A 25,029-nucleotide genomic window follows, 5' to 3' on the forward strand; every position below is an offset into this window, starting at 1 on the left:
GGGACGGGATAAACGCTGAAGGCATCTAAGCGTGAAGCCCCCCTCAAGATGAGATATCCCATTCGAAAGAAGTAAGATCCCTTGAAGACGACAAGGTAGATAGGGCAGAGGTGGAAGTGCAGTAATGCATGGAGCTGACTGTTACTAATAGGTCGAGGGCTTGACCAAGAGTGTGAAGCGAAAGCGGAACGCGAAGCGTCATAGGATAGAAAATGTCTAAGAAGATATGCAGTATATAGTTTTGAAGGTACAAGGAAGTACCTGAACACTTGACAAGGGTTGGGTGATCAGGTATTATGGTATCTGAATTAAATATTCCTCGATAGCTCAGTGGTAGAGCGTTCGGCTGTTAACCGAAATGTCGTAGGTTCGAGCCCTACTCGGGGAGTTAAGAAAACCTGTAAGCGTTGCTTGCAGGTTTTTTTGGGTCTACAATACCGTGTTACATTGAAGCGTGAAAGTCAGGCTTTTTATAGAACAAAAAATTTTCGAAGGAAGGTACATTCTTTTTTATTGCATCAAAACAGGCAGTAATTCAGACAATAGGGAATCATTAAGAGTATGATGATAGATAATTATTTTGAATAGATGAGGATAAAATAAGACCTCCCAGAATAGAAACTTGAGGTGACCCCTCAAAGTTAGACTTTTACGAGACGACTTCGGTCGTCTCGTTTTTCTTTATGCAGTTAAAAGATGGAGTCGGTATTGGACAGGACTCCTCCATCCTAACTTTTCTTTTATTCGTTTCTCATTGTAGTATTTTATAAAACGTTCTATTTCAAATTTTAATTCCTCGTAGCTATAATAAACAATACCGTAGTAAATTTCCTGTTTGAGCAGTCCAAAGAAGTTTTCCATTACTGAATTATCCAGACACTTTCCTTTTCTGGACATACTTTGAAATATTCGTTCCTCTTTTAATCTGTGGGAGTATGCTTTCATTTGGTATGCCCACCCCTGGTCAGAATGAAAAGTTCTTCTGTATGGGCAATCTGCAGTAACCTCGATTGCTTTATCTAAAGCATCCATTACGTTCTTTGCAGAAGGTCTTTGATCTATTCCATAGCTAAGTATTTCGCCATTGCACATATCCATGAATGGATCGAGATAAAGCTTATGTATCGTCATACGGCCTTTTTCGTCAACTTCATAATACTTGAATTCACTGGTATCTGTAGTGATCTTCTGATGAGGTATGTGTGTATTAAAACGTCGATGGATTCTGTTAGGTGCAACCGTACCAACCCTGCCTTTATAGGAACTATATTTTCTACTTTTATGAGTGTATGATGTTACCTGTAAGCCAAGTTTTTGAACAATACGTTGAACTTTCTTTTTGTTTATGGAATATCCCTGATTGCGAAGGTCTCCAAGAATCCTGCGATATCCATAATTTTTATGTTCTTCACGGATCTCGAGTACCTTTTTCTCAATTTCCTGATCTGGATTTCCTCTGTCAAAACGCTTTTGCCAATACATATATGTGGCTTTTGGCATTCCAGTATATGAGAGAAGGTCTTTTAATTTGAACTGTCTTCGGAGACTGTTGATGATTCTTGCCGTTCTCTCATTTTTGCTTCGTCCTCTAAGCGCAGTCTCCTCAGTTCTTTTAAAAACGCATTCTCTATTCTTAACTTTAGAAGTTCATCTTCCAGTTCTTTTACGTGCTCTACACTTGTGTCAACAGAAGATTCTTCTAATGGTACTATTTTGGAATTTTCAACTGATTTATTCAATGTTTTCTTTCGACCTTTCTTATGTGGTCTCAACGCATCAGGGCCAGCTGCTCGAAAGCGATTCACCCAGTTCGCAATCATACCGGAATTGGTAATACCTTCTTGCAGTGCCAAATCTTGATATGAGATTTCACTTGATAAATATAATTCTACAACAGAAAGCTTTTTTTCGAAAGAATATATATCATTTTTTCGAGAACGCAATAATCCTTCATCTCCCAAAGTTTGATAATTGTGAACCCATTGCTCAATATTTCTTTTAGCAGGGACTCCATACGTTTTAGAAAGATATTTGTACCCGCCTTCTCCGTTTAAATATGACAAAACAACTTTCTTTTTAAATTCAAAAGAATATTTAGCCATAAAAATACCGACCTCCAATCGTTAGATTTTTAGGTCTAACTTTTGGGGGTCGGTACAACTGGAAGGTCTTATTTCATATTGAGATTATACACAATACCTCGTGGTACATTCTTAGCAGAGCTCATCAGCCAGTGCTTCTATCTGCGCGCGGCTATCTTCGCTTAAGGCAGACAGAATACGAACGGTATTTTCTGCAAAGGTAAGCTTCTTACTGTTTTCCAGTAAAGCTTTCATACCTTTGGCAGCAGTCGGAGCCCAGGAACCATTTTCTATGAAGGCCACGGTGCGGTTCTGGTAGTTACGGTCGGTCAGGTGCTCGATAAAATCGCGCATGAACGGGAAAATGCCTGCATTATAGGTGATGGTAGCCAATATCAGCTTACTGTAGCGGAATGCGTCCTCGACGGCCTCGGCCATATCGGCGCGGGCCAGATCGTGAAGGATAACGTTCGGGCACCCCTTAGTGCGGAGCTTATCAGCCAGCAGTTCGACAGCCTCCTGTGTGTGACCATAGACAGAGGTATAGGCGATAACGACGCCGTCCTCTTCCGGCTGGTAGGATGACCAGGTGTTATAGAGATTCAGGTAATATCCCAGATTTTCCGTGAGCACCGGTCCGTGCAGGGGGCAGATGATTTGAATATCCAGGGTAGCGGCCTTCTTCAGCAGATTTTGTACCTGTACGCCGAATTTGCCCACGATGCCGATGTAGTAGCGGCGTGCCTCGTAGGCCCAGTCCTCATCCACGTCGAGAGCGCCGAATTTGCCGAAGCCGTCGGCGGAGAACAGTACTTTGTCGCAGGTATCGTAGGTCACCATGACTTCCGGCCAGTGAACCATGGGAGCGGCCACGAAGGCCAGGGTGTGCTTGCCGAGACAGAGCGTGTCGCCTTCTTTGATGACAACCTGTCTGTCAGCATAATCCGTGCCAAAGAACTGCTTCATCATGGCAAAGGCCTTTGCGCTGGACACGACGGTGGTATCCTGATAAAGCTCCATAAATTTGGCGATATTGGCGGAATGATCCGGCTCCATGTGCTGTACGATCAGGTAATCCGGATGGCGGTCGCCCAGAAGAGCGCCGATCTGATCCAGCCATTCCTGTCCGAAACGCGCGTCTACGGTGTCCATAACGGCGATTTTCTCATCCAGGATGACATAGGAATTGTAGGCCATGCCGTTCGGAACCACGTACTGACCCTCGAAGAGATCCACATCATGGTCATTGACGCCCACGTATCTGATATCTTTGGTAATTTCCATTGTAATACGCTCCTTTTAGTTAAGATAGGCTAATTATAGCATATTTGAAATAAGGTGTATAGAACAGAAAAGTCGAAAGAAAGGAGAAATGAAGAGAAAGTAAATAGAGTGCAGAAGCTTTTTCGTTCATCTGGATTCAGAAAAATCTGGATAAAAGAAAAAATCTGCACTCATGAACATAACTTATGATTCAGAAAAGTATTTTGGTAAAAGGTAGGAAAATATCTTTACAATACTTCCGGTTCATCTCTGCGCAGTTCCAGGTACACATGTCCCATACTTACATAGAAATAGGGACGTATCCACAGAAAACCGATGCCCATGGAACCGATACCCAGCAGGCACAGAGGCAGGAAGCCCAGCCACAGGCGCAGAATGCGGAAATACTGACCCTGCATGAGGCGGCGGCTGGTTTGCAGCGCGTCTTTGGCGGAGCAGTATGGGTCATCCAGCAGCACAAATTCGGTCAGACACCAGGGGATGGATATCAGTACTGCCGGGATGCAGGCGAGAACCGCATAGGCCGCCATATGAGTCAGAAGCTGAACGACTTCTGCGGACATATTTGCAATGTCAATACTCAAAGGAAGCTTCAGGTAACAGTACAGCGCAGGCGCGAACCAGACTAGAGATACCGCGTAGCGGAACAGATAGGTCAGGATAAAGGTATCCGGCTGATTGCGGAAAGCATAGAGAAAGGGCCAGGGCTGTACGATGGGTTCTTTTTTGCAAAGAGAATAAAGGTAGCGGATCAGTCCTATTGTAAGGAGGGAATTCAGGATCATGACAATCAGATTCAAGATCCAGAACAGCGCCTGATTCAAAGAAAGCGGTGATTCTCCAAGACTGGTACTCTGCAAAACGATGGTCAGTGCCAGGGTAAATATGGTCAGACTGATGGTTAAATTGACTGCAAAGAAATAATTTCCCTGCAGGGTCATGCGGGCCTGGCGGCGGATTTCCTTTGGTTTCATCATAAGGAGCCACCTCCTGTCATCGGAAGCTGTGTGGGCAGCTGATTATAAAGGTCGGAAATTGCTTTCTGCAAAGCATCCGGATCCATCAGCGTCTCCAGACCGAAAAGCTGAATGGCCAGATAGAAGCCGAGTACCAGAATTACCACAGTGATCAGGATAGCAAGGATAGAAACGGTCATGCCGCCTACAGCTTTTGGGGAAAGCCGGTAGCTGTCACCTTTGGACAGATGGGCGAACAGGATACTCATACAGCCAAGAGGCAGAGCCATATAGATGAAATAAATGCTGATAACCGAAAGGAGCGTCAGAACGCCGAGAATCAGAGAGAGATTCGCCATCCGGTTCGGCTTTTTTCTATAAGGATTAAAAGGTGGCTGTTGAAAATTCATATTTGGTTGTTCGGTATGATTATAGTCCATAAAAATTCCTCCTAATTAAACATGATAACATAGCTGATAATGAAAGACAAATAAATCTTACATACGGGCCGAAAAAGAAAAATCATGAAAAAGGCGCAAGCAGGAGAATGATACAGGCGGTCAAGTTATGGCTTGCGGGGAAAGGAGGATTTTCGTATAATAAGAGCAGTGCCGTGACCGGAAAAGGTCAAGGAGAGACAGGAGGAACACTCTTATGGATATTATCAGGAAACTGACAGAGGAGCTGGGCGTTCAACGCTGGCAGGCAGAGGCCGCGGTCAAGCTCATCGACGAGGGAAATACAATTCCATTTATTTCCAGATATAGAAAGGAAGCGACGGGGTCGTTGAACGACGAGGTGCTGCGAAATCTGCATGAGCGTCTGACGTACCTTCGCGGTCTGGAGGATAAGAAAAATCAGGTGCTGGGAAGCATCGAGGATCAGGGAAAGCTGACGGAAGAGTTGAAGACGCAGATTCTGGCGGCAGAGACCCTGGTGGCCGTGGACGATCTGTATCGCCCGTACCGGCCCAAGCGGCGTACCCGGGCGACCATTGCTAAGGAAAAAGGTCTGGATGGTCTGGCGGATGTGATTCGTTTGCAGTTGACGAAAAAGCCGCTGGAGGAAGAGGCGGCAGCTTATATTTCCGAGGAAAAGGATGTGCTGACGACGGCAGATGCTATTGCAGGGGCCGGGGATATCCTGGCAGAAGCTATTTCTGATGAGGCTGACTACCGGTCCTATATCCGGAAGGCGACCTTCGACGAGGGTCAGCTTCTGTCCGAGGCCAAGGATGAGAAGGCCCAGACCGTCTACGAGATGTATTACCATTATGAGGAGCCGGTGAAAAAGGCGGCCGGACACCGGATTCTGGCCCTGAACCGGGGCGAGGCGGAGAAGGTGCTGACTGTCCGTGTGGAAGCGCCGGAGGAGCGCATTTTACGCTATCTGGAGAAGAAGGTTATTGTGCGGGACAATCCGCATACGACGCCGGTGCTGAAAATGGTGATCGCGGACAGCTACAGCCGTCTGATTGCGCCGTCCATTGAGCGTGAGATAAGAAATGAGCTGACCGAGAAAGCGGAGGATGGAGCCATCAGTGTCTTTGGCAAAAATCTGAAGCAGCTTCTGATGCAGCCGCCCATCGTGGGTCAGGTGGTGTTGGGCTGGGATCCGGCCTTCCGTACCGGCTGTAAGCTGGCTGTGGTGGACGCCACCGGCAAGGTGCTGGATACGGTAGTCATTTACCCGACGGCGCCCCAGAACAAGGTGGCAGAGGCCAAAGCGACCCTGAAAAAACTGATTACCAAGTATGGCATTACTCTGATATCCGTGGGTAACGGAACCGCCTCCCGGGAGTCCGAGCAGGTTATCGTGGAGCTCATCAGGGAGCTGCCCACGCCAGTTCGTTATGTGATTGTAAATGAGGCCGGTGCGTCCGTCTATTCCGCCAGCAAGCTGGCCACCGAGGAATTTCCCAATTTCGACGTGGGACAGCGAAGCGCCGCGTCCATCGCCCGCCGCTTGCAGGATCCGCTGGCAGAGTTAGTGAAGATCGATCCCCGCTCCATCGGCGTCGGTCAGTATCAGCACGACATGAACCAGAAGAAGCTGGGAGAGGCTTTGTCCGGCGTCGTGGAAGATTGTGTAAATAAAGTCGGTGTAGACCTGAATACGGCCTCTGCGCCGCTCCTGGAGTATGTGTCCGGTATTAACAAAACCCTGGCGAAAAATATCGTAGCTTATCGGGAAGAAAATGGTCGCTTTAGCAGCCGCAGAGAGCTTCTGAAGGTGGCTAAGCTGGGTCCCAAAGCCTTTGAACAGTGTGCAGGTTTCTTACGCATCACAGGTGGCAAGAATCCTCTGGACGCCACCAGCGTACACCCAGAGTCCTACGCCAGCGCCGAGAAGCTGCTGACTACCATGGGCTACACCACAGAAGATTTGAAGAAGGGCGGAGTTAAAGGCCTGTCCGGGAAGATTCATGATTATAAGCATCTGGCAGAGAAGCTGGAAATCGGCGAGCTAACTCTGCGAGATATCGTCAAGGAACTGGAAAAACCGGGGCGGGATCCCCGCGATGAGATGCCTAAGCCCATTCTCCGTACGGATGTATTGGAAATGAAGGATCTGAAGCCGGGTATGATACTGAAAGGAACCGTGCGTAATGTCATCGACTTTGGCGTATTTGTGGACATCGGCGTTCACCAGGATGGTCTGGTGCATATCTCACAGATTACCGATCGATATATTAAGCACCCGCTGGAGGTGCTGAGTGTGGGAGATATCGTGGATGTGAAAGTCTTGAGCGTAGATTTACAGAAAAAACGAATCGGATTGACGATGAAAGATGTAAAATAAAATTTTTATGGTAAAACGGTAGCCCACTGCCGGGATAAAAAATAAATAGGTTGAAGGATACGCAGATTTTTCTACTCCTCGCAGGCGGCTTATACGCACCCGACCGGCCAACTCGGCCTTACGGCCTCAAACAGGGCCTCCTTCAGGTGCTGCCTAGCCTGCTCGTCCCTACGAAAAATCAGCTAACATCCTCCAACCTATTTATTTTTTATCCCGACAGTTCATCGAATGTCGTTTCGTTTATGTTTCTGGTAGTGTTACTTTTTATAAAGGATACGGATGGAATTCAGCACGCACAGCATAGCCACGCCCGTATCGGCGAATACAGCCAGCCACATATTCGGGTGTCCGGCCAGACCCAGAATCATAACCGCGATCTTGATAACCAGAGCGAAAACCACGTTCTGAACCGCAATACGGTTGGTGCTGCGGGCGATGGAGATGGCGGTGGGTATAGACTCCATACTGGAGGTCATGAATACCGCGTCAGCTGCCTCGATAGCCGCGTCTGCGCCGCTTCCCATAGCCGCGCCCACGTCAGCGCCGGCCAGAACCGGAGCGTCGTTGATGCCGTCGCCCACGAACATTACATTGCCGTTCTGCTCTCGGAGCCTGGTCATGATACTCAGCTTATCCTGGGGAAGAAGCTTTGCGTGAACCTCGTCGATACCGGCCATCTTCGCTACCGCCTCAGCGCTCTCCTGGGCGTCGCCGGTCAGCATGACAGTGCGAAGACCCATTTTCTTCAGACGGGCAATGGCGGATTTCGCGTCAGCCTTCAGGGTATCGGAAATAACCAGATATCCGGCCAGCTTGCCGTCCACAGCCAGGAAGACCTCGGAGCCGTAGCCAGTGTCGATGGCAGCGTCCATAGTTACCCCATTTTCATCCATCAGCTTCTGATTACCGCAGAGTACCTTGCCTGCCGCAAGGGAAGCGGAGATACCGTGGCCTGCGATTTCCTCCAGAGAAGCGGGATTCTCGAGAGCGATACCCTTCTCCTGTGCAGCGGTTACGATGCTGACAGCGATGGGGTGCGTGGAGAACTGTTCGCAGCTTGCGGTGATGCGGAGCAGCTCATCCTCGGAAATAGTTCCGGTGGCAACCACCTTCTGAAGCTTGAAGTTACCCTCGGTCACAGTACCAGTCTTATCCATAACCACAGCGCCCAGGTTGCTCAGAGCCTCCATAGCCACGCCGCCCTTGAACAGGATACCCTTCTTGGAGCCTGCGCCGATACCGGAGAAGAATGCCAGCGGTACGCTAAGCACAAGGGCGCAGGGGCAGCTCATAACCAGGAACGTAATTGCGGTATAAATCCATTGATGCCAGTTGTCGGTCACCAGAGACGGCAGGATAGCGGTTACCAGAGCCAAAGTTACAACGATGGGCGTGTAAACCTTGGAGAACCGGGTAATAAAGCGGTCGATCTTCGGCTTGCTTGCGGCTGCATTTTCTACGGAATCCAGAATACGGGTTACCATAGATTCGGACAGCGGCTTCTCCACGCGAATCTTCAGCTGACCGGAGGTGTTCACACAGCCGGAGGTGATGTCGTCGCCGGCTTTTACAGCCACCGGAACGGGCTCGCCGGTAATCGGTGAGGTATCCAGACGGCTCTCACCTTCAATGATTTCACCATCCAGAGGAATCCGGTCGCCCGGACGAATGAGCAGGATATCGCCCACCTTGGCGTTTTCAGCCGGGATGACTTTAATATCGTTGCCCTGTACCAGATTGACGACCTCGGGACGCATATCCACAGCGTCCATGATCTGTCCGCGGCTTCGCTCTACGGCCTTGTGCTCGAAGAACTCGCCGATGCGGTAGAAGAGCATAACGCCCATGGCCTCGGGATACATGCCGATGGCAAAAGCGGCCACAGTCGCCAGGCTCATCAGGAAATTCTCATCGAAAATCTGTCCATGGGAAATATTTTTTGCGGCGGTCAGAAGCACGCCTGCGCCAAGGATCAGGTAGCCGATGACAAATACGGGCAGGGTTACGATGGCAGCGACGCCTATGTGGCTTAAAATCTCGCCGACTACGAAGAAAACCGCGCCGATGATAATGGAAATGAGTTCTTGCCGTTCTTTTTTCTCATCATCTTCTTTGGCAGACTTTGCTGCAGCGTCTTTGGCAGCGGATTTCGGTGACGGATCACGCTCTACGATGGTGACTTCCGGCTCCAGTGCTACGCTGACACGGCGAATCTCGTCGATGAGAGCGTCCGGATTTTTGGCGGTGATGCGGAGCTGCTTGGTGGCGAAGGTCAGGACGGCATTTTCCACGCCGGGTACTTCATTGATACGCTCCTCTACCTTGGCCGCGCAGTGGGCGCAATCCAGGCCATCGATGATGTATACTTTCGTTTTTGCAGATGCATTCACGGTTTTGGGAACAATTTTCACTTCGGACTCAATGGAAGAGCAGATGTGCTGCATTTCCGGCAGCAATGCGTCCGGATCAGCGGCCAGGACACGGAGCTGCTTGGTGGCGAAGGTGATGGTTGCTTCCTCTACGCCGGGCAGGGCGTTGATTTTCTCTTCCATCTTGGAAGCGCAGTGGGCGCAGCCAAGATTCTCGATGATGTAGACCTGGCGGCGTGTGTTGGCGCTGTGCTCATGATGATGCTCATGGCCGTGGTCATGACCGCAGCCGCAGGAATCACCGTGGTCATGTTCGTGGTGGTGATGCTCATGCTCTTCATGATCGTGACCGCAGCCGCAGGAATCACCATGTTCGTGGTGATGATGCTCATGTTCTTCATGACCGTGATCGTGGCCGCAGCCGCAGGAATCGCCATGGTCATGATCGTGATGATGATGTTCATGATCTTCGTGTTCATGGTCGTGCCCGCAGCCACAGGAGCCGCCATGGTCATGGTGATGATGCTCATGCTCATGTTCTTCGTGTCCATGGTCGTGCCCGCAGCCACAGCTGCACTCATCGTCATCATGTTCGTGATGATGGTGGTGCGTATGCTCCTCGTGGTCATGATCGTGCTCACAGCAGCAATCGTCGTCATAATGTTCGTGATGATGGTGGTGCGTATGCTCTTCATGCTCATGATGATGTTCGTGCTCATGGTCATGATCGTGCTCACAACCGCAGCCGCAGTGCTCGTGCTCCTCATGCTCGGATACGGGATTCAATTTGTCCTTTTCCATATCTGCCATTTTATAGATCTCCTTTGAAGAATTATATTTATATATGATTAACTGTTCATATGATGATTTAACCACATTTATATAGGAATGTCAAGAGGCAATTCAGATAAATATAAGAAATCTTGCAATCACCACCGCGGTAAAGTATAATAAGACATAATTTAGGAAACCGAGGCGTAAATTATGACTTATGAGGAAGCGAGAGCTTTTATTGATGATACGGCGAAATACGGATATGTGCTGGGACTGGATACGGAGCGGGAGCTGCTTCGGCGGCTTGGAAATCCCCAGGATGATCTGAAGTTTGTGCATATCGCGGGAACGAACGGAAAGGGATCTACACTGGCGTATATTTCTACGATTCTGAAAGAGGCCGGATATAAGGTGGGGCGGTACATTTCCCCGACGATTTTTGATTATCGGGAACGGATTCAGGTGAACGAGGAATATATTTCGGAGGAAGCGGTAGCCAGACTGGCCGATAGTGTAGAGGCAGCAGGACAGGCGATGCTGGCGGAAGGTCTGCATCATCCCACGGCCTTCGAAGTGGAGACGGCCATGGCCTTTCTTTATTTTAAGGAAAAGCAGTGCGACCTGGTGGTGCTGGAGTGCGGCATGGGCGGTATGACCGACGCGACCAATGTAGTGAAGACCACGGTGATATCCGTATTTGCGGAGATCGGCATGGATCACATGGGCTTTCTTGGTAATACGGTAGAGGAGATCGCCGCAGTCAAGGCCGGAATCATTAAGCCGGGCACGATAGCGGTCAGCGCTGCGCAGCGACCGGAGGTCAGTGCGGTGTTGCAAAAGACCTGTGCGGAAAAGGACACGGAATATCGTGAGGTTCGAAAATCCGATATCAAAGATGTAAGATACGTATTTGAAAATCAGACCTTTACTTATAAGGAAGAGACGAAGCTGAAGCCCGGACTCACCGGAAGCTGGCAGATTGATAATGCGGCGTTGGCGGTGGAGGCAGTTCAGGCTCTTCGCGACTGCGGATGGAACATTTCCGATGAGGCTCTTCGAAAGGGGCTGACGGAGACTGTATGGCAGGGGCGCTTTACGACAGTGAGCCGCTATCCGCTCTTTATCGTGGACGGAGCGCATAACCGTGACGCAGCCGATCGGCTGCGAGAGACGCTGGAGCTTTATTTCCCGGAAAAACGGAAGGTCTTTATCGCCGGAGTGCTGGCAGATAAGGAATATGATTATGTGATGAGTCAGCTGACGCCGCTTGCTGACCGGGTTATCACGGTCATGACTCCGAACAATCCCCGGGCGCTGGCTGCGGATAAGCTGGCTGAGGATGTGAAGAAATATAATCCGGAGGTGGAGTCGGCTGGCAGCTTAAGGGACGCGGTACACCGGGCACGGGCCTATGCGGGCGAGGATGATATGATTCTGGCCTTTGGTTCCCTGTCTTATCTGGGCGATTTGATACGGGAGATCCAGGAGCAGCAATAAAGGAGTAAAAGAGGACGGACGATGAGAGATTTAAAAGAGCTGAGAGTGGAAATAGACCGGATTGACCGGGAGATGGTGGCGCTTTTTGAGGAGCGCATGGGTATCTCCAAAGAGGTGGCGGAGTATAAGATTGCCACCGGAAAGAAGATCCTGGATAAGGAGCGGGAAAATCAGAAGATTGAGGCGGTTAAAGCGCTGACCCACAATGATTTTAACGGTCACGGGGTGGAAGAACTGTACAAGCAGATCATGGGTATCAGCCGGAAGCTGCAGTATCAGCTGATGGAGGAGAAGGCGTTGGGACGCCTGCCCTTTATTATGGTGGATGAGCTGGAGAAGAAAAATGTCCGGGTGGTTTACCAGGGCGTGGAGGGCGCCTATGCCCAGCAAGCCATGTTCGCATTTTTCGGTGAGGATGTGAACCATTTCCATGTGGAGCGGTGGCGGGACGCCATGGACGCCATTGCGGAGGGTATGGCGGACTACGCGGTGCTGCCCATCGAGAATTCCACGGCGGGTATTGTCAATGACAGCTACGACTTGCTGGAAGAATATGATAATTATATTGTGGGCGAGCAGATTATTTCGGTGCAGCATGCGCTTCTCGGGATGCCGGACGCGGAAATTTCTGATATCAAGACGGTATTTTCCCACCCGCAGGGGCTGATGCAGTGCGCGAAGTATCTGGATGAGCATCGGGACTGGAAGCAGATCAGTGTGCTGAATACGGCGGTGGCGGCCAAGAAGGTGGCTGATGAGAAGAATAAGGCGCAGGCGGCCATTGCCAGTACACTGGCGGCGAAGCAGCAGGGCCTGAAGGTGCTGGAGCAGGGCATCAACCGCAGTGAGCATAATTCAACCCGGTTTGTGATTGTGACGAATCAGCCGATTTTCCGCAAGGATGCGGAGAAGGTCAGCATTTGTTTTGAAGTGACCCATGAGAGCGGCTGTCTGTACAATGTACTGTCGCATTTCATTTTTAATAATCTGAATTTGTGCCGGATTGAGTCCAGACCGATTCCGGATCGAAACTGGGAGTATCATTTCTTTGTAGATTTTGAGGGCAATCTCAATGACAGTGCGGTGAAGAATGCGCTGCGGGGAATCCGCGAGGAAGCTTTGAATATGAAAATTCTTGGTAATTATTAATTTTAAACATAGATTCTTGAGAAGTGAGGAGGAATTATAATGAACCCGTATGTAATTATGACTGACACGACCGCTGACTTACCGGAGAGCTACATCAGGGAGCATGGGCTTTCTATCCTTTCTTTAAATTATATTCTGGATGGACAGACCTACGATCGAGAGCATCCGCTGGATGTGAAGGAGTTTTACGCGAAGATGCGTGCCGGCTCCATGCCGACCACATCTCAGGTAAACCCGGAACAGGCGAAGACTGCCATGTGCGCATGTCTGGAAACGGGGCAGGATGTGCTTTATATCGCCTTTTCTTCGGGCTTAAGCGGCACATATAACAGTGGACGGATTGCGGCGGATGAGATCGCGGAGGCAGGCCTGTTCCCGGAGCGGAAGGTCGTGGTGGTGGATTCCCTGAGCGCGTCGCTGGGTGAGGGACTGCTGGTACACAAGGCTGTGATGTTGAAGGAAGCGGGAAAATCTCTTGAAGAGGTGGCGGACTGGGTGGAGCGGAACAAACTTCATATCTGCCATAATTTTACAGTGGATGATCTGTTTCATCTGCACAGAGGAGGCCGGGTGTCGAAAGCTACGGCGATTCTGGGAACCATGATGAATGTGAAGCCGGTGCTGCACGTGGACGATGAAGGACATCTGATTGCGGTTGGCAAGGTGCGCGGAAGAAAGAAATCAATTTCGGCTCTGGTGGATCGCATGGCAGAGCAGATGAATGGCTTTGCGGCGGAAAATGATGTGGTATTTATCAGCCATGGGGACTGCATCGAGGATGTGGAGTATCTGGAGAGGTTGATCCGGGAGAAGTTTGGGATTACGGAGTTTCTGGTGAATGAAGTCGGGCCGACCATCGGGGCGCATTCAGGACCGGGGACATTGGCGGTCTTCTTTGTGGGGGAGCCGCGGTAACAATATAACGGACGGAAATCCGGGAGAAGCCCCGGGGAATTTTTCTTGCGAGGTGTTCGGACGTTTCACGGACATCGTGGTGCAAGAGAAATCTGCCGGGGCTTCTCCCGGATTTCCTATGTTTGCGCATGTTTCCAGCGCATCTAGGGATACCCGTAGGGTGTTTCCTATGTTTGTGCATGTTTCCAGCGCATCTAGGTATACCCGTAGGGTATTTCCTGTATTTGCAAGTAAGGTTGTGTGCGCTTGCGCCTTCGGCGCATTGCGGGATTTACACTTCCTTAGCTTTATCTGCGGACGCAGTCGCGAGTGATTTCGGCGAGAGACGCGACGCCGCACATGGCCATGGTGTCTTTGAGTTCGGAGCCGATCTTGTTGATGTAAGACTCGACGCCTTCGCGGGCACCGCCGTAGACGGCTGTGACGAAGGGGCGGGCGATGATGACGGCGTCGGCGCCCAGGGCAAGGGCTTTGAAGACGTCGGTGCCGGAGCGGATGCCGCCGTCTACAAGGATTTTCATGGAGTCGCCCACTGCGTCTGCGATTTCTTCCAGGACTTCCGCGGTAGCGGGGCACTGATCCAGGACGCGGCCGCCGTGGTTGGAGACCACGATGGCTTCTGCGCCTGCTTCTTTGGCTTTCAGGGCGCCTTTGACGGTCATGACTCCTTTGACAATGAAGGGCACGCCGGCGGCTTCCCGGATGGCGCGAAGCTCTTCCACGGATTTGCTTCCGGCGGGTGGGTTCAGGTTCTGAAGGAACGGCAAACCTGCGGCATCGATGTCCATGGCTACGGCGAAGGGATGGGCGTCGTGTACCAGAGCCATTTTTTCACGGATGGTTTCGATATTCCAGGGTTTGACGGTGGGGATACCAAAGCCGCCTGCGTTTTTGATGGCTTTGGTGGCTGCTACCATGACGTTACTGTCGGTGCCGTCGCCGGTGAAGGCTGCAATGCCGAATTCGGCGCAGGCGGATACCAGAATGTCGTTGTAGCTTACGTCATTCAGGGAGTCGCCGTAGTGGAGATTCACTGCACCTACAGGGCCGGCGAAGAACGGATATTTGAAGGTTTTGCCGAACAGGTTCAGGCTGGTGTCGATGGGACGCTTTTCTGCCAGGGTGTCCATCTGGACGCGGATTTCCTTCCATTTGTTATAGTTGCGGATGGCGGTGTCGCCGATGCCTTTGGAGCCGGGGCCGGGCATTTTGTTGCCGCAGGCGCGGCCGTTGCATTCGGGACAGGCCTTGCAGATTTTGCCGACACGGCCTCTTGCGTTTTCGATGCATTCATTGTAGTTCATGGCAGGTACCTCTTTTTTATGTAGTAATGAAAAATCTTTGTTGATTATAGTATAAATTCCCCTTATTTACAAGAGAGGGTTGACAGATATCTTCAGCAAATGTAGAATAAAATATATATTCGGCAAATGCCGAAATAAAGAGTTTTACGAAGGAGAAATGCGAAAGGAGGTTTCGCGTATGAAGCGACTGCCGGATTCCGAGCTGGAACTGATGCAGATTATCTGGGACGCCGGGCATCCGGTGACCCGGTTGGAGATCGAGTATCAACTGCCGGTGGACCGGAAGCTTTCGGCGACCACGATTCTGTCCTTCCTGTCCCGTCTGCAGGATAAGGGTTTTGTGGACGTGTACCGGGAAGGAAAGAGCAATGTCTATGAGGCGGCGGTGCCCAAAAAGGCTTATCTACAGGAGGAAAGCCGCAGTATCTGGAAGCGGCTGTATCAGAATTCTGTGGGGAATTTTATGACGGCGCTGGGCAGCGGGGATGAGCTTTCTGATGAGGATTTGGACGAATTGCAGGATTTCCTGGATCGGGAGAGAAGGGAGCGTGGCAAATGAGGCAGGCGAAATATCGGAAGATTTTATGGGTGATTTTGCTGGCAGAGCTTGCACTGCTTCATTTGGGCGGGGTGCTGCGGCTGTATGTGCTGCGCTGGGAATACCCGCAGGTGCGCCGTCTGATATTGTTGTTTCCGATCTGGGCAGTGGGGACACTTTTGCTGGGGCTGTGGCAGTTGGGGTCTTATCAGCGGTTCCGTCGAAAAGCGATTGCGGCGATTGCGACGGTGGAGGAGGGCTGGATTCACAGCGCCTGCGAGCAGGCAGCCTCGGAGGTGGGGCTTTTGCGGGTTCCGCCCCTTTACCAGAGTGCCGCAGTGACGACGCCGATGCTTTTGGGATTTCTCACTCCGGTGATGCTGATTCCGGATACACGCTACAGCTTCGGGGAACTGAGAATGGTTTTTCTGCACGAGTGTACCCATGCGAAAAAGCGGGATCTCTGGTACAAGCTGATTTTCACAGTGGGAAGCTGTATCTTCTGGTTCCAGCCGGCGGTCTGGCTTCTGAAAAATGCAGCCCTTCAGGACGTGGAGGTAGCCTGTGACCAGAGCGTGGCGGTCGGAAGGTCTGAAGCGGAGCGGGACGCTTACGCGAAGTTCCTGCTGGATTCCCTGCGGCGGGGACGGGAGAAAAATAAGGCCTATTCGGCTTATTTCTATAACAGCAAGGCGGTCATGCGGGCCAGGCTTCGGGTGGTGACCCGGGAGCAGGAGCCGGGCTTCCTGGCAGGAGCGGCGGCCTTTTTGCTCCTGACGGCGGAGCTTGTGGTCTGCATCGGACTTCTGGGCGTGTCGGTACGCCGGGATGTGCGGGAAGAGGCATATCAGCAGGAGGCTGCGGTCAATCAGTACCTGGGTTATGACGCGCCGGACAGCTTCACAGATACGGCGGTGGCGGCCATGACAGGGCTTACGCCGGTGGATGGAGAAAATTATTATAACTGGCGGATGAACGCCATGGAGCAGTATCCGGAGACGGAGTGGGCGGATATGACGGAGACGGTGGACGGCCCCTGGCAGCTACGGGTGAAGACCCGGGCTTCCTATCTGGACGCAGTGTCGGATTTTGTGTACCGATACATCATGTATTATGAGGATCCGGAGCGTGGCAGCGCTTATAACCCGGAGGAGTCTAGTGGATATAATACGCTGGAGACCATTGACCGGACGCTGCTGGCGGGCGATGCGGACGAGTATGTGTGCCGCCTGCTGTTCCGGGATATTGTGTGGGCCGATGAGAGCACGGCAGACAGCCTTCCGGTGGAGGGCGAGCGCTATGGTGAAAATGGTACGGAATACCGCTACTATAACTGGGCGGTCCATGTGAAGCGCGTGGGGGAATATACCTATGAGCTGGTCGGCGTGGCGGAGACGGAGGCCGTGACAGCGGCTTTTGCGGAAGCTTATCCGGAGGATGCAGAGACTGTCTTTATATCCCTTGCGACGCTGGATTTGCGGCAGCAGGATCGCTGCCGGGCGGCCACGCAGGATGGCGTGACCCGGGTGACCTGGGACGATGGGGCAAACTGGACAGAGGTTCCGGTTTCCATGGAAAAGCTGACAGCCCGGGGAGACCAGATGGATGGGCAGCTCAGCGGCGCGCAGGAAAAGAGCTATGTGGTGTCTGATGAGGTAACGGCCTTTGCCTACGGCGGGTCCATGGAGGTTCCCGTGGCAGTGACTTTTACACATGATAAAGGAAATAACTGGAAAACAATTACCGTGACCAATGAGGCAGTCAGCGTGCGGCGGCTGTTCTTGAGCTTTCCGGATGCGGAGCACGGCTTTCTGATTTTCACCGGGGATCGGACCATGCACCAGGAGGGGAGCTCTGTCTACCGGACGGAGGACGGCGGCGAGAACTGGTTCGAGGTGAAGCCGGAGCAGGGGTACAGCGCAGATGGCGGTCATTCATTGCTGACAGGAGTGGCCTTTGTGACGGATCAGGCAGGCTTTGTGACCGGCGGCGACGGCTGTTATCAGACTACAGACGGAGGCCTGAACTGGAAGCAGTTGACGGTCCGGGTTCCAGCTGTGGAGTACGCGGAAAGCTACACGGTCTATTATCCGCCTGAGCGGCAGGGAGACAAGCTGGTGCTGTATCTGGGCATGGAGGAATACTCGGAGCTGGGCGGCACAAAGCTGCGCTATGAGTCGGAGGATTTGGGACAAAGCTGGAGTTATACGGGTGTGGTATATCGGAAGTAAAGTGCACAGAAAGGGCGCTGCGAAGCAAGGGGACGGCGGAGGTGACAGATAGATGGAAATGGTAGATAAGGCCACGGAGAAGCGCTGGAAGCGGAAAATGGGAAGGCTTTTGTGGACCAGACGGCTTTACAGCCCCTGGTTCCTTCTGGTCTATTACGGGTTCTGGCGGACCATGTTTCGCTTCTGCTGGCTGGGCGGTGTGCGGCGCAGGACCCCGGTTCTGACAGGCTGTATATTCCTGTTTTTCCTGTATTTTTTCTGGTATCTGTGGGAGAGGCATTTATACCGGAAAAACAGCTATCCGGGCGTCGTAAAGAAGCTGGAGATCGAAGAAAACCGTCTGGTTTTCGTGGATGGCAACCAGGTAAAGCTAGGGGAAATGCGCTGGTACCGTACGAAAGGAGAACAGGCGTGGCTGTGCTTAAAGGGGCACCGCTTCCTCTGGGTGGACATGGCGGAATGGCCGGAAAAGAAGAAAGGGTTGTTCCGGATGAAGCTGACTCAGCGGGGACTGCTGGCAGGGCATTTCTGGAAGCTGCCGGTGGCCGTATGTTTGGCAGCGGTAACGCTTCTGGGCTGCGCAGGGGTGGTTTGGACGGCGACGCCCTATAACGGAAAGCTATCCTGGAAGATAGACGAGTGGCGGTATCCGGAGAAGTGGCAGGAGCCAGAGAAAAATAAAACAGAGGATATCTTTTTATAAGAATTTATAATACAATAGATTTACAGAAGAAAAAGGGGGATTTCTATGAAACGGAGAACGGCATTTTCAGCTTTGACGCTTGGCCTCGGCCTGAGCTTGGGACTTCTGGCAGGCTGCGGGAAAAAGACGGTGCAGCCCGAAGAACTGTTGACGGAATATATCGATCTTCTGAATCAGGGAGATTACGTGGATATGTATGATTTCCTGACGGAGGAAGCGCAGGAAACTACGGATAAAGAGACTTATGTAAACCGTTATAAAAATATCTATGGTGGAATCGAAGCCTCGGACATCCGAATCGATATTGCGGACGAGGGTGATAAGAAAGATGAAAAGGCGGAGACTCAGCGGGTCAAGTATACTCTGACTATGGATACAATTGCCGGGGAGCTGTCCTTTGATACTGTAGCCATTTTTACCCAAAATGAGGATGGGGATTACAAAATGAGCTGGGATAGCCAGGACATTTTCCCGAATCTCTATAATGAGGATACGGTCAAGGTGGTGACGACCCAGGCCAAACGTGGCAATATCTATGACCGCAATCAGGTGGAACTGGCCCGGGAGGGTATCGCTTCTTCCGTAGGTCTGGTGCCGGGCAAGCTTCCGGAGGACCGGGACGGCGCCATCGCGCAGCTGTCGGAGCTTCTGGAAATCAGTACGGAGAAGATAGAGAAGGCCTTAAGCGCAGGCTGGGTGCGGGACGATACCTTTGTGCCGCTTCGGACCGTAGCCAAGGACGCCATGGAGCTGAAAGAAAAGCTGCTGGAAATTCCGGGTGTGATGATTTCGGACACGAAGGTGCGGTTTTATCCCTTTGGCGAAAAGGCAGCCCAGCTCACCGGCTATGTACAGAATATTACGGCGGAAGAACTGGAAAAAAGAACAGGGCAGGGGTATAATAGAAACAGTATCATCGGCAAGGCAGGCGCAGAGCGCATCTATGAGGAGCAGCTTCGTCCGAAGGATGGCTATACTATAGAGATCCGGAATCAGCTGGGCGAAGTGAAAGATGTGGTGTTGGAGAAGCCGGCGGAGGATGGACAGGATGTGAAGCTGACCATCGACATCACCCTGCAGCAGTATCTTTATCAGGAGATGGAGGGCGACGAGGGCTGCGCGGTTGCCATGGATCCCATTACCGGAGCAGTGCGGGCGTTGGTCAGCACACCGGCTTACGATCCCAATGATTTCGTTATGGGTTATACTGCCAGCGCGTGGGAGGCGCTGAATTCTGACGAGTCCCAGCCACTGTATAACCGTTATCTGGCGGCCTGGACGCCCGGATCCAGCTTCAAACCCGTGGTGGCGGCTCTGGGTCTGACAGCGGGAACGCTTAACCCGGACGAGGATGTGAAGAATGACGGCTTAAAATGGCAGAAGGACTCGAGCTGGGGCGATTATTATGTGACTACCCTGGTGGATTATCCGGTGAAGAATCTGGAAAATGCCCTGGTGCATTCCGACAATATCTATTTCGCAAAGGCAGCCTGCGCATTGGGTGAGAAAGACTTTATGAAGGGTCTGGATTCCCTGGGCTTTGGGGAGGAGCTGCCCTTTGATTTCGCGGCGACGGCGTCCGGCTATGGAAGCGATGGCAGGATCGCGTCCGAGACAGAACTGGCGGACAGCGGCTACGGACAGGGCAAGATACTGGTGAACCCGATTCACTTAAGCAGCATTTATTCCGCTCTGGTAAATGGAGGTAATATGGTGAAGCCTTATCTGCTGGACGGCGAGAGCGCCACATACTGGAAAGAGGGCGTGTTCACCAAAGAGGCAGCAGATACGGTGCTGGCGGATCTCTATCAGGTGGTGGAGGATAGCGCCGGCACGGCCCATGCGGCACAGCGGGATGCCTTCCGCATGGCAGGAAAGACCGGCACGGCGGAATTGAAGATTTCGAAGGATGACACGGAGGGTCAGGAGCTTGGCTGGTTCGTGGGTATGTGCGTGGAAAACACGGAGAAGCCGCTGCTGATTACGATGATGATCGAAGACGTCAAAGGCCGGGGCGGAAGCCATTATGTGATTCCAAAAGTCATGAAGGGCTTTGATGAATATATGAAATAAATGACAGGTATTACTGACAGGAAAGCAGGAAGCATATGAAAAATAACGGACCACTGAAAAAATATCTCTATAAAAGTCTGGCGGGTGCAGGTTCTATTATTATCTGCATCCTGGTATTTTTCGCCATGTACCGATTCGACCAGATCGTGGCGGCGTATAATCTAATGAAGGGAATTTTGATGCCCTTTATCTATGGTGCGGTGATTGCCTACCTGCTGACTCCCGTCTGCAATTTTATCGAACGGCATTTGTTTTGTTTTTTAGAAAGCAGAATGAAGAAGCCGGAAAAGGCGCACGGCATCGCCGGGGCGGCAGGCATCGGCCTCAGCATGGTGTTCAGTCTGCTGGTGATCTATCTCCTGATTGCCATGGTTATGCCGCAGGTATTTTTAAGCATCGGCAGCATCGTGACGGCGTTCCCGTCCATGGTTAATAAATGGTCGGCCTGGATTCAGAATTATCTGCAGGACAATGAAATAGTTTGGAATTATGTAAATCAGTTTATTGATACGGTTTCTGTCAATGTGGAGAGCTGGCTGGAAACCAAGCTTCTGCCTAATATGCAGACCATCGTAAGCGGTGTTTCCGCAGGGCTTTTGGGGGCTATCGTCGTGATGAAAAATATTCTGATCGGCCTGATTGCCGCCATCTACATGATGGGCAACCGCCGAAAATTCGCAGCTCAGGCTAAGAAGCTGATTTACAGTGCATTCAGTGTACGGCATGCCAACGCGATTCTGGACGAGTGTCGGCTGATTGACCGGATGTTCGGCGGATTCATCAGCGGCAAGCTTATCGATTCCCTGATTATCGGCTGCCTGTGTTTCTTCTTTATGAGCATTCTGAACCTGCCCTATTCCATGCTGATCAGCGTGGTGGTGGGCGTGACTAATATCATTCCGTTCTTTGGACCCTATATCGGGGCGATTCCCAGCGCTATCCTGGTGTTGACGGTGAATCCGATGCAGTGTCTGTATTTCCTGATCCTGATTTTACTTTTGCAGCAGTTTGACGGCAATTTTTTGGGACCGAAGATCCTGGGCAACTCCACGGGTCTGTCCAGCTTCTGGGTGTTGTTTTCCATTCTGGTGTTTGGCGGTCTCTTGGGATTTGTGGGCATGATCATCGGTGTTCCGGCTTTCGCGGTCATCTACGACCTGGTGAAAAAATGCGCCAACTATCTGCTGCGGCAGAAAAAGCTGACGACGGACACGGATACTTATCAGGAACTGGTATCCATAGAACAGGACGGAGGACAGCTTCGTTATGTACAGAATGCGGATAGGCCGGAGCGGAAAAAAGAGGAACAGGAGGAAACCCCATGATTTTAGCGGTAGATATCGGCAACACCTACATTGTGGTAGGCTGCATCCGGGACGATGAGATTGTATTCGTGGAGCGGCTTCACACAGATACGAAGAAATCAGAGCTGGAGTATGCCATCAGCATTAAGACGGTTCTGGAGATATATGGAATTGATAAAAAGGAACTGGCCGGAGCAATTCTCTCGTCGGCGGTACCGCCTCTGACCGGTGTGATGCGCCGGGCTGCGGGCAAGGTGACAGGCCGGGAGCCGCTGGTGGTGGGACCGGGCGTCAAGACCGGCCTGGACATCCGTATCGATAATCCGGCCCAGCTGGGCTCCGACCTGGTGGTAGGCGCGGTGGCAGCCATTGAGGAATATCCCTGTCCGCTGGTAGTGGTGGATCTGGGAACAGCTACCACTTTTACTGTAGTCAATGAGAAGAAGCAGGTTATGGGCGGCATGATTATGCCGGGCGTGGGCGTGGCCCTGGACGCCATGATCAGTCGTACATCCCAGCTTCCGAAGATCAGCCTGGATCCGCCGAAAAAGTTCATCGGCAGCAACACTGTGGATTGCATGAAGAGCGGCGTCCTCTATGGAAACGCGGCCTGCGTGGACGGTATGATTGGACTCATCGAGGAGGAACTGGGCCAGCAGGTGTCTGTGGTAGCCACAGGCGGTATGGCCAGGTACATTGCGCCCTATTGCAGGCGAAAGCTTAAGCTGGACGACGCACTGCTTTTAAAGGGCTTAAAACTTATCTACCGGAGAAATCAGTAAGCCCGCCCTTGTGAGGAGAATGACCATGACAGAGAACAGAAAAGAAAATGCCAGGGAAGAGGATCGGAGATATACGCAGGTCTTTGAGACGAGATGTCCTGTGGACTCATCCAAAGTAAAACATACGGTTACCTTCATCGCGGCCAGCTGCAGCCGGGTGGACGATCTCATAGAGGATTTTCATTGCAGCAGAAACAGCGCCTGCATTAAATGTCAGCAGAATTACCTGTAAAAGCAGGCTGGGCTCACAGTCGTACGCGATGGAAGGTTTGACATTGCTTCTGTACAGTAATGCAAAAAGAAATTGAAATTGTGAAAAAATAATAAAGATAATTCTGAAATATGCACAAAAAACCTTGATAAAATAGATGAAATATGACGAAAATGCTAATCGAACTTGACTGGGAAGAAAAAATCGTGTATAGTGAGTCTATCAACAGAAAACGGAAGAACATACATTGTTCGTACTGACGGACTGTTTTGAAAACAAGGTTGTTTAGCAAAATGGAGCCAGTATTCTATCGAGAAAGGTAGGATACTGGCTTTTTGTATGTTGAAAACCGGAAAAAGGACGGGAGAAGGAGAATGTTCGAGATTATTCTAATTTCACATGGGCCCCTGTCGAAGGCCATGCTGGAAACGGCGCAAATGATCGTAGGTGAACAGGAACACGTAACCTGTTTTGGACTGTATCTGGGTGACAGCGTAGATTTATTCCGGGAAAGGGTGGAGGAAGAGATTCGGAATAAGCTGGAAGAGAGCGACGTGCTCGTATTGACGGATATGCAGTCAGGCAGCCCCTTCAATGTTACTGTGGGGGCCATGGGATATTATGAGTTCCGGCACTTTACAGGAATGAATCTGCCGATGGTATTGGAGGTACTCTCCATGCGGCCTTATGAGTCGCTGGATGAAGTCTGTCAGGAGCTACTGAGAAGCAGCAAAGAAACCATGGTGGATGTAAATCAATTGTTATATGAATTGGATACAGCGTTTTAAAAAGAGGAAGGAGGTGGATGCGAATGAAAAACATAGTGTTAATTCGTATCGATGATCGTCTGATTCATGGACAGGTGGTAACCCAGTGGATAAAGGACACAAACGGAAACCGGATTCTGATTGTGGACGATAAGCTGGTCAATGATCGGATGATGATGCGGATTTTGAAAGCAGCGGCGCCGCCGGGAGTAAAAGTAGAGGTCATGACCGTGGCGGACGCAGAGACGGAACTGAAACAGGACGCAGTACCGGGAGAAAATATTGTCATTCTTGTAAAAGTTCCGTTGGTTCTGGAAGCGCTGATTGACGCGGGAATCCCCATGCAGAAGATCGTGCTGGGCGGCATGGGACTGACCCCGAAGCGGAAAAAGTTTAACAAAAATGTGGCGGCTACGGACGAAGAAGTGGAATGCATGAAACGCATTGTGGCAAAGGGAGTACCAATGGAGTTTCAGCTGGTTCCGGCAGAGCGCGCTATCAACGTAGAAAAATTATTTTAGAGGAGGTAATGTGTTATGGCATTATGGCAGGCAATTTTATGTGGCGTTTTCTATTATCTGAACGCAGGCCCCTGGGTATGTGGAATTGGTTTCTACACCTTTGGACGCCCCATGGTTCTGGGCTTCTTCGTAGGTCTGATTCTGGGCGATCCGATTACCGGTACAGTGGTAGGCGCAACCATTCAGATGATCTATCTGGGACTGATGTCTACAGGTGGTTCTTATCCGGCAGACTCTTCGCTGGCAGGTATTGTAGGTACGGCTACAGCGATTCTGACAGGACTTTCCGCGCAGGAAGCGGTAGCTATCGCAGTTCCCATCGGCCTGGTTGGCACGATTTTCTATCAGTTGCGAATGGTAAGCGCAGTACCCTTTACCCATCTGGCAGATAAATACGCGGCAGAAGGCAAGGCGGATAAAATCTGGATCGCGAATGTGTTGCTTCCTCAGATTATCCTGGCAGCGATTTACGTGATTCCCTGTACGATGGTCTGTTACTTCGGAATCGGCGCGGTACAGGGTCTGGTAAATGCATGCGAAGGCACCCGGATTCTTCCGATCCTGAGCGCCATCGGCGGCATCCTTCCGGCTATCGGAATCGCCATGAACATGAAGGCCATCTTCAAGGGCGACGCAAGATACTTCTTCTTCATCGGATTCCTGCTGGTCGTATATTTCAACCTGAATCTGATTGCAGTCAGCTGTCTGGCCGCTTTGATGGCTATTATCTACATGCAGCTTAAAAATGATACAAGTGAGGAGGCATAG

19 protein-coding genes, 1 tRNA gene, 1 rRNA gene and 1 pseudogene are annotated in these 25,029 nt (G+C 51.2%); 16 read left to right on the forward strand and 6 right to left on the reverse strand.

Going from position 1 to position 25,029, the window contains the following annotated elements; all coding sequences use genetic code 11:
- Together ACESZP_RS05225 and ACESZP_RS05230 are read left to right on the forward strand one after the other, a co-directional pair.
- A 23S ribosomal RNA gene (locus ACESZP_RS05225) occupies positions 1–168 on the forward strand; the annotation flags it as partial.
- Positions 169–316: 148 nt separating this feature from the next.
- A tRNA-Asn gene (locus ACESZP_RS05230) sits at positions 317–388 on the forward strand.
- Positions 389–681: 293 nt separating this feature from the next.
- Here the strand turns inward: ACESZP_RS05230 and ACESZP_RS05235 are convergent.
- The 4 genes and pseudogenes from ACESZP_RS05235 to ACESZP_RS05250 all read right to left on the reverse strand — a co-directional run bounded on the left by ACESZP_RS05235 (position 682) and on the right by ACESZP_RS05250 (position 4,761).
- A protein-coding gene (locus tag ACESZP_RS05235; protein WP_499708252.1) for an IS3 family transposase occupies positions 682–2,102 on the reverse strand; the annotation gives its coding sequence in 2 pieces (ribosomal slippage) (positions 682–1,616 and positions 1,616–2,102; 1,422 coding nt in all).
- 114 nt (positions 2,103–2,216) lie between these two features.
- Positions 2,217–3,365: pseudogene (locus ACESZP_RS05240) on the reverse strand (FprA family A-type flavoprotein); the annotation flags it as partial.
- 227 nt (positions 3,366–3,592) lie between these two features.
- Positions 3,593–4,342, reverse strand: coding sequence for a DUF975 family protein (locus tag ACESZP_RS05245; RefSeq protein WP_178038504.1), 750 nt, complete (start codon positions 4,340–4,342; stop codon positions 3,593–3,595).
- The gene (locus tag ACESZP_RS05250) at positions 4,339–4,761 is read right to left on the reverse strand and encodes a hypothetical protein (protein WP_178038503.1); all 423 of its coding nucleotides are present in this window, start codon (positions 4,759–4,761) and stop codon (positions 4,339–4,341) included. The genes ACESZP_RS05245 and ACESZP_RS05250 overlap by 4 nt, the downstream gene beginning before the upstream one ends.
- Before the next feature lie 214 nt (positions 4,762–4,975).
- On the opposite strand from ACESZP_RS05250, the gene ACESZP_RS05255 reads away from it, so the two are divergent.
- Positions 4,976–7,123 (forward strand): Tex family protein, encoded by a 2,148-nt coding sequence (locus tag ACESZP_RS05255; RefSeq protein WP_499708253.1) that lies wholly within the window; start codon positions 4,976–4,978, stop codon positions 7,121–7,123.
- A 257-nt stretch (positions 7,124–7,380) separates the two neighbouring features.
- On the opposite strand, the gene ACESZP_RS05260 is transcribed toward ACESZP_RS05255, so the two are convergent.
- Complete coding sequence (locus ACESZP_RS05260) at positions 7,381–10,302, reverse strand: heavy metal translocating P-type ATPase (protein ID WP_499708254.1); 2,922 nt, start codon at positions 10,300–10,302, stop codon at positions 7,381–7,383.
- 174 nt (positions 10,303–10,476) lie between these two features.
- Here ACESZP_RS05260 and ACESZP_RS05265 point away from each other — a divergent pair, with 174 nt between their 5' ends.
- The 3 genes from ACESZP_RS05265 to ACESZP_RS05275 are packed head-to-tail and all read left to right on the forward strand — an operon-like array spanning position 10,477 to position 13,827.
- Positions 10,477–11,763, forward strand: a complete 1,287-nt coding sequence (locus ACESZP_RS05265; protein ID WP_499708255.1) for a bifunctional folylpolyglutamate synthase/dihydrofolate synthase — start codon at positions 10,477–10,479, stop codon at positions 11,761–11,763.
- A gap of 21 nt (positions 11,764–11,784) precedes the next feature.
- A complete protein-coding gene (pheA, locus tag ACESZP_RS05270) occupies positions 11,785–12,912 on the forward strand; it encodes a prephenate dehydratase (protein ID WP_499708256.1) in 1,128 nt (375 codons plus the stop codon).
- Between the two features lie 39 nt (positions 12,913–12,951).
- The gene (locus tag ACESZP_RS05275) at positions 12,952–13,827 is read left to right on the forward strand and encodes a DegV family protein (RefSeq protein WP_499708257.1); all 876 of its coding nucleotides are present in this window, start codon (positions 12,952–12,954) and stop codon (positions 13,825–13,827) included.
- Positions 13,828–14,114: 287 nt separating this feature from the next.
- Here ACESZP_RS05275 and ACESZP_RS05280 read toward each other — a convergent pair whose 3' ends face one another.
- Complete coding sequence (locus ACESZP_RS05280) at positions 14,115–15,131, reverse strand: alpha-hydroxy-acid oxidizing protein (RefSeq protein ID WP_499708258.1); 1,017 nt, start codon at positions 15,129–15,131, stop codon at positions 14,115–14,117.
- Positions 15,132–15,309: 178 nt separating this feature from the next.
- On the opposite strand from ACESZP_RS05280, the gene ACESZP_RS05285 reads away from it, so the two are divergent.
- The 10 genes from ACESZP_RS05285 (at position 15,310) to ACESZP_RS05330 (ending at position 25,029) form a co-directional block, all read left to right on the forward strand.
- On the forward strand, positions 15,310–15,690 hold the full coding sequence (locus ACESZP_RS05285) for a BlaI/MecI/CopY family transcriptional regulator (protein WP_349165477.1): 381 nt from the start codon (positions 15,310–15,312) through the stop codon (positions 15,688–15,690).
- Positions 15,687–17,900 (forward strand): M56 family metallopeptidase, encoded by a 2,214-nt coding sequence (locus tag ACESZP_RS05290; RefSeq protein ID WP_499708259.1) that lies wholly within the window; start codon positions 15,687–15,689, stop codon positions 17,898–17,900. Before ACESZP_RS05285 ends, ACESZP_RS05290 begins: the two co-directional genes overlap by 4 nt.
- Before the next feature lie 52 nt (positions 17,901–17,952).
- Positions 17,953–18,603, forward strand: coding sequence for a hypothetical protein (locus ACESZP_RS05295; RefSeq protein WP_499708260.1), 651 nt, complete (start codon positions 17,953–17,955; stop codon positions 18,601–18,603).
- Positions 18,604–18,648: 45 nt separating this feature from the next.
- Positions 18,649–20,676: a penicillin-binding transpeptidase domain-containing protein gene (locus ACESZP_RS05300; RefSeq protein WP_499708261.1), complete on the forward strand. Its 2,028-nt coding sequence runs from the start codon at positions 18,649–18,651 to the stop codon at positions 20,674–20,676.
- 35 nt (positions 20,677–20,711) lie between these two features.
- A complete protein-coding gene (locus ACESZP_RS05305; protein WP_178038493.1) occupies positions 20,712–22,001 on the forward strand; it encodes an AI-2E family transporter in 1,290 nt (429 codons plus the stop codon).
- Positions 21,998–22,762 (forward strand): type III pantothenate kinase, encoded by a 765-nt coding sequence (locus tag ACESZP_RS05310; protein ID WP_178038492.1) that lies wholly within the window; start codon positions 21,998–22,000, stop codon positions 22,760–22,762. Before ACESZP_RS05305 ends, ACESZP_RS05310 begins: the two co-directional genes overlap by 4 nt.
- A gap of 25 nt (positions 22,763–22,787) precedes the next feature.
- Positions 22,788–22,994, forward strand: coding sequence for a hypothetical protein (locus tag ACESZP_RS05315; RefSeq protein WP_178038491.1), 207 nt, complete (start codon positions 22,788–22,790; stop codon positions 22,992–22,994).
- 353 nt (positions 22,995–23,347) lie between these two features.
- A complete protein-coding gene (locus ACESZP_RS05320) occupies positions 23,348–23,761 on the forward strand; it encodes a PTS sugar transporter subunit IIA domain-containing protein (protein WP_178038490.1) in 414 nt (137 codons plus the stop codon).
- A gap of 23 nt (positions 23,762–23,784) precedes the next feature.
- Positions 23,785–24,261: a PTS sugar transporter subunit IIB gene (locus ACESZP_RS05325; protein WP_178038489.1), complete on the forward strand. Its 477-nt coding sequence runs from the start codon at positions 23,785–23,787 to the stop codon at positions 24,259–24,261.
- A gap of 15 nt (positions 24,262–24,276) precedes the next feature.
- Entirely contained in the window at positions 24,277–25,029 is a 753-nt protein-coding gene (locus ACESZP_RS05330) for a PTS sugar transporter subunit IIC (RefSeq protein WP_178038488.1), read from the forward strand.

The organism is Candidatus Dorea massiliensis AP6 (assembly GCF_964245105.1).
Taxonomy (GTDB): Bacteria; Bacillota; Clostridia; order Lachnospirales; family Lachnospiraceae; genus Laedolimicola; species Laedolimicola intestinihominis.

Bases quoted from the DNA above. Each gene is read 5' to 3' on its own strand.
- ACESZP_RS05285 (WP_349165477.1), top strand. From the start codon at position 15,310: ATGAAGCGACTGCCGGATTCCGAGCTGGAACTGATGCAGATTATCTGG.
- ACESZP_RS05305 (WP_178038493.1), top strand. From the start codon at position 20,712: ATGAAAAATAACGGACCACTGAAAAAATATCTCTATAAAAGTCTGGCG.
- ACESZP_RS05325 (WP_178038489.1), top strand. From the start codon at position 23,785: ATGAAAAACATAGTGTTAATTCGTATCGATGATCGTCTGATTCATGGA.
- ACESZP_RS05330 (WP_178038488.1), top strand. From the start codon at position 24,277: ATGGCATTATGGCAGGCAATTTTATGTGGCGTTTTCTATTATCTGAAC.
- pheA (WP_499708256.1), top strand. From the start codon at position 11,785: ATGAGAGATTTAAAAGAGCTGAGAGTGGAAATAGACCGGATTGACCGG.
- ACESZP_RS05315 (WP_178038491.1), top strand. From the start codon at position 22,788: ATGACAGAGAACAGAAAAGAAAATGCCAGGGAAGAGGATCGGAGATAT.
- ACESZP_RS05265 (WP_499708255.1), top strand. From the start codon at position 10,477: ATGACTTATGAGGAAGCGAGAGCTTTTATTGATGATACGGCGAAATAC.
- ACESZP_RS05295 (WP_499708260.1), top strand. From the start codon at position 17,953: ATGGAAATGGTAGATAAGGCCACGGAGAAGCGCTGGAAGCGGAAAATG.
- ACESZP_RS05260 (WP_499708254.1), bottom strand. From the start codon at position 10,302: ATGGCAGATATGGAAAAGGACAAATTGAATCCCGTATCCGAGCATGAG.
- ACESZP_RS05310 (WP_178038492.1), top strand. From the start codon at position 21,998: ATGATTTTAGCGGTAGATATCGGCAACACCTACATTGTGGTAGGCTGC.
- ACESZP_RS05275 (WP_499708257.1), top strand. From the start codon at position 12,952: ATGAACCCGTATGTAATTATGACTGACACGACCGCTGACTTACCGGAG.
- ACESZP_RS05300 (WP_499708261.1), top strand. From the start codon at position 18,649: ATGAAACGGAGAACGGCATTTTCAGCTTTGACGCTTGGCCTCGGCCTG.
- ACESZP_RS05280 (WP_499708258.1), bottom strand. From the start codon at position 15,131: ATGAACTACAATGAATGCATCGAAAACGCAAGAGGCCGTGTCGGCAAA.
- ACESZP_RS05250 (WP_178038503.1), bottom strand. From the start codon at position 4,761: ATGGACTATAATCATACCGAACAACCAAATATGAATTTTCAACAGCCA.
- ACESZP_RS05255 (WP_499708253.1), top strand. From the start codon at position 4,976: ATGGATATTATCAGGAAACTGACAGAGGAGCTGGGCGTTCAACGCTGG.
- ACESZP_RS05245 (WP_178038504.1), bottom strand. From the start codon at position 4,342: ATGATGAAACCAAAGGAAATCCGCCGCCAGGCCCGCATGACCCTGCAG.
- ACESZP_RS05320 (WP_178038490.1), top strand. From the start codon at position 23,348: ATGTTCGAGATTATTCTAATTTCACATGGGCCCCTGTCGAAGGCCATG.
- ACESZP_RS05290 (WP_499708259.1), top strand. From the start codon at position 15,687: ATGAGGCAGGCGAAATATCGGAAGATTTTATGGGTGATTTTGCTGGCA.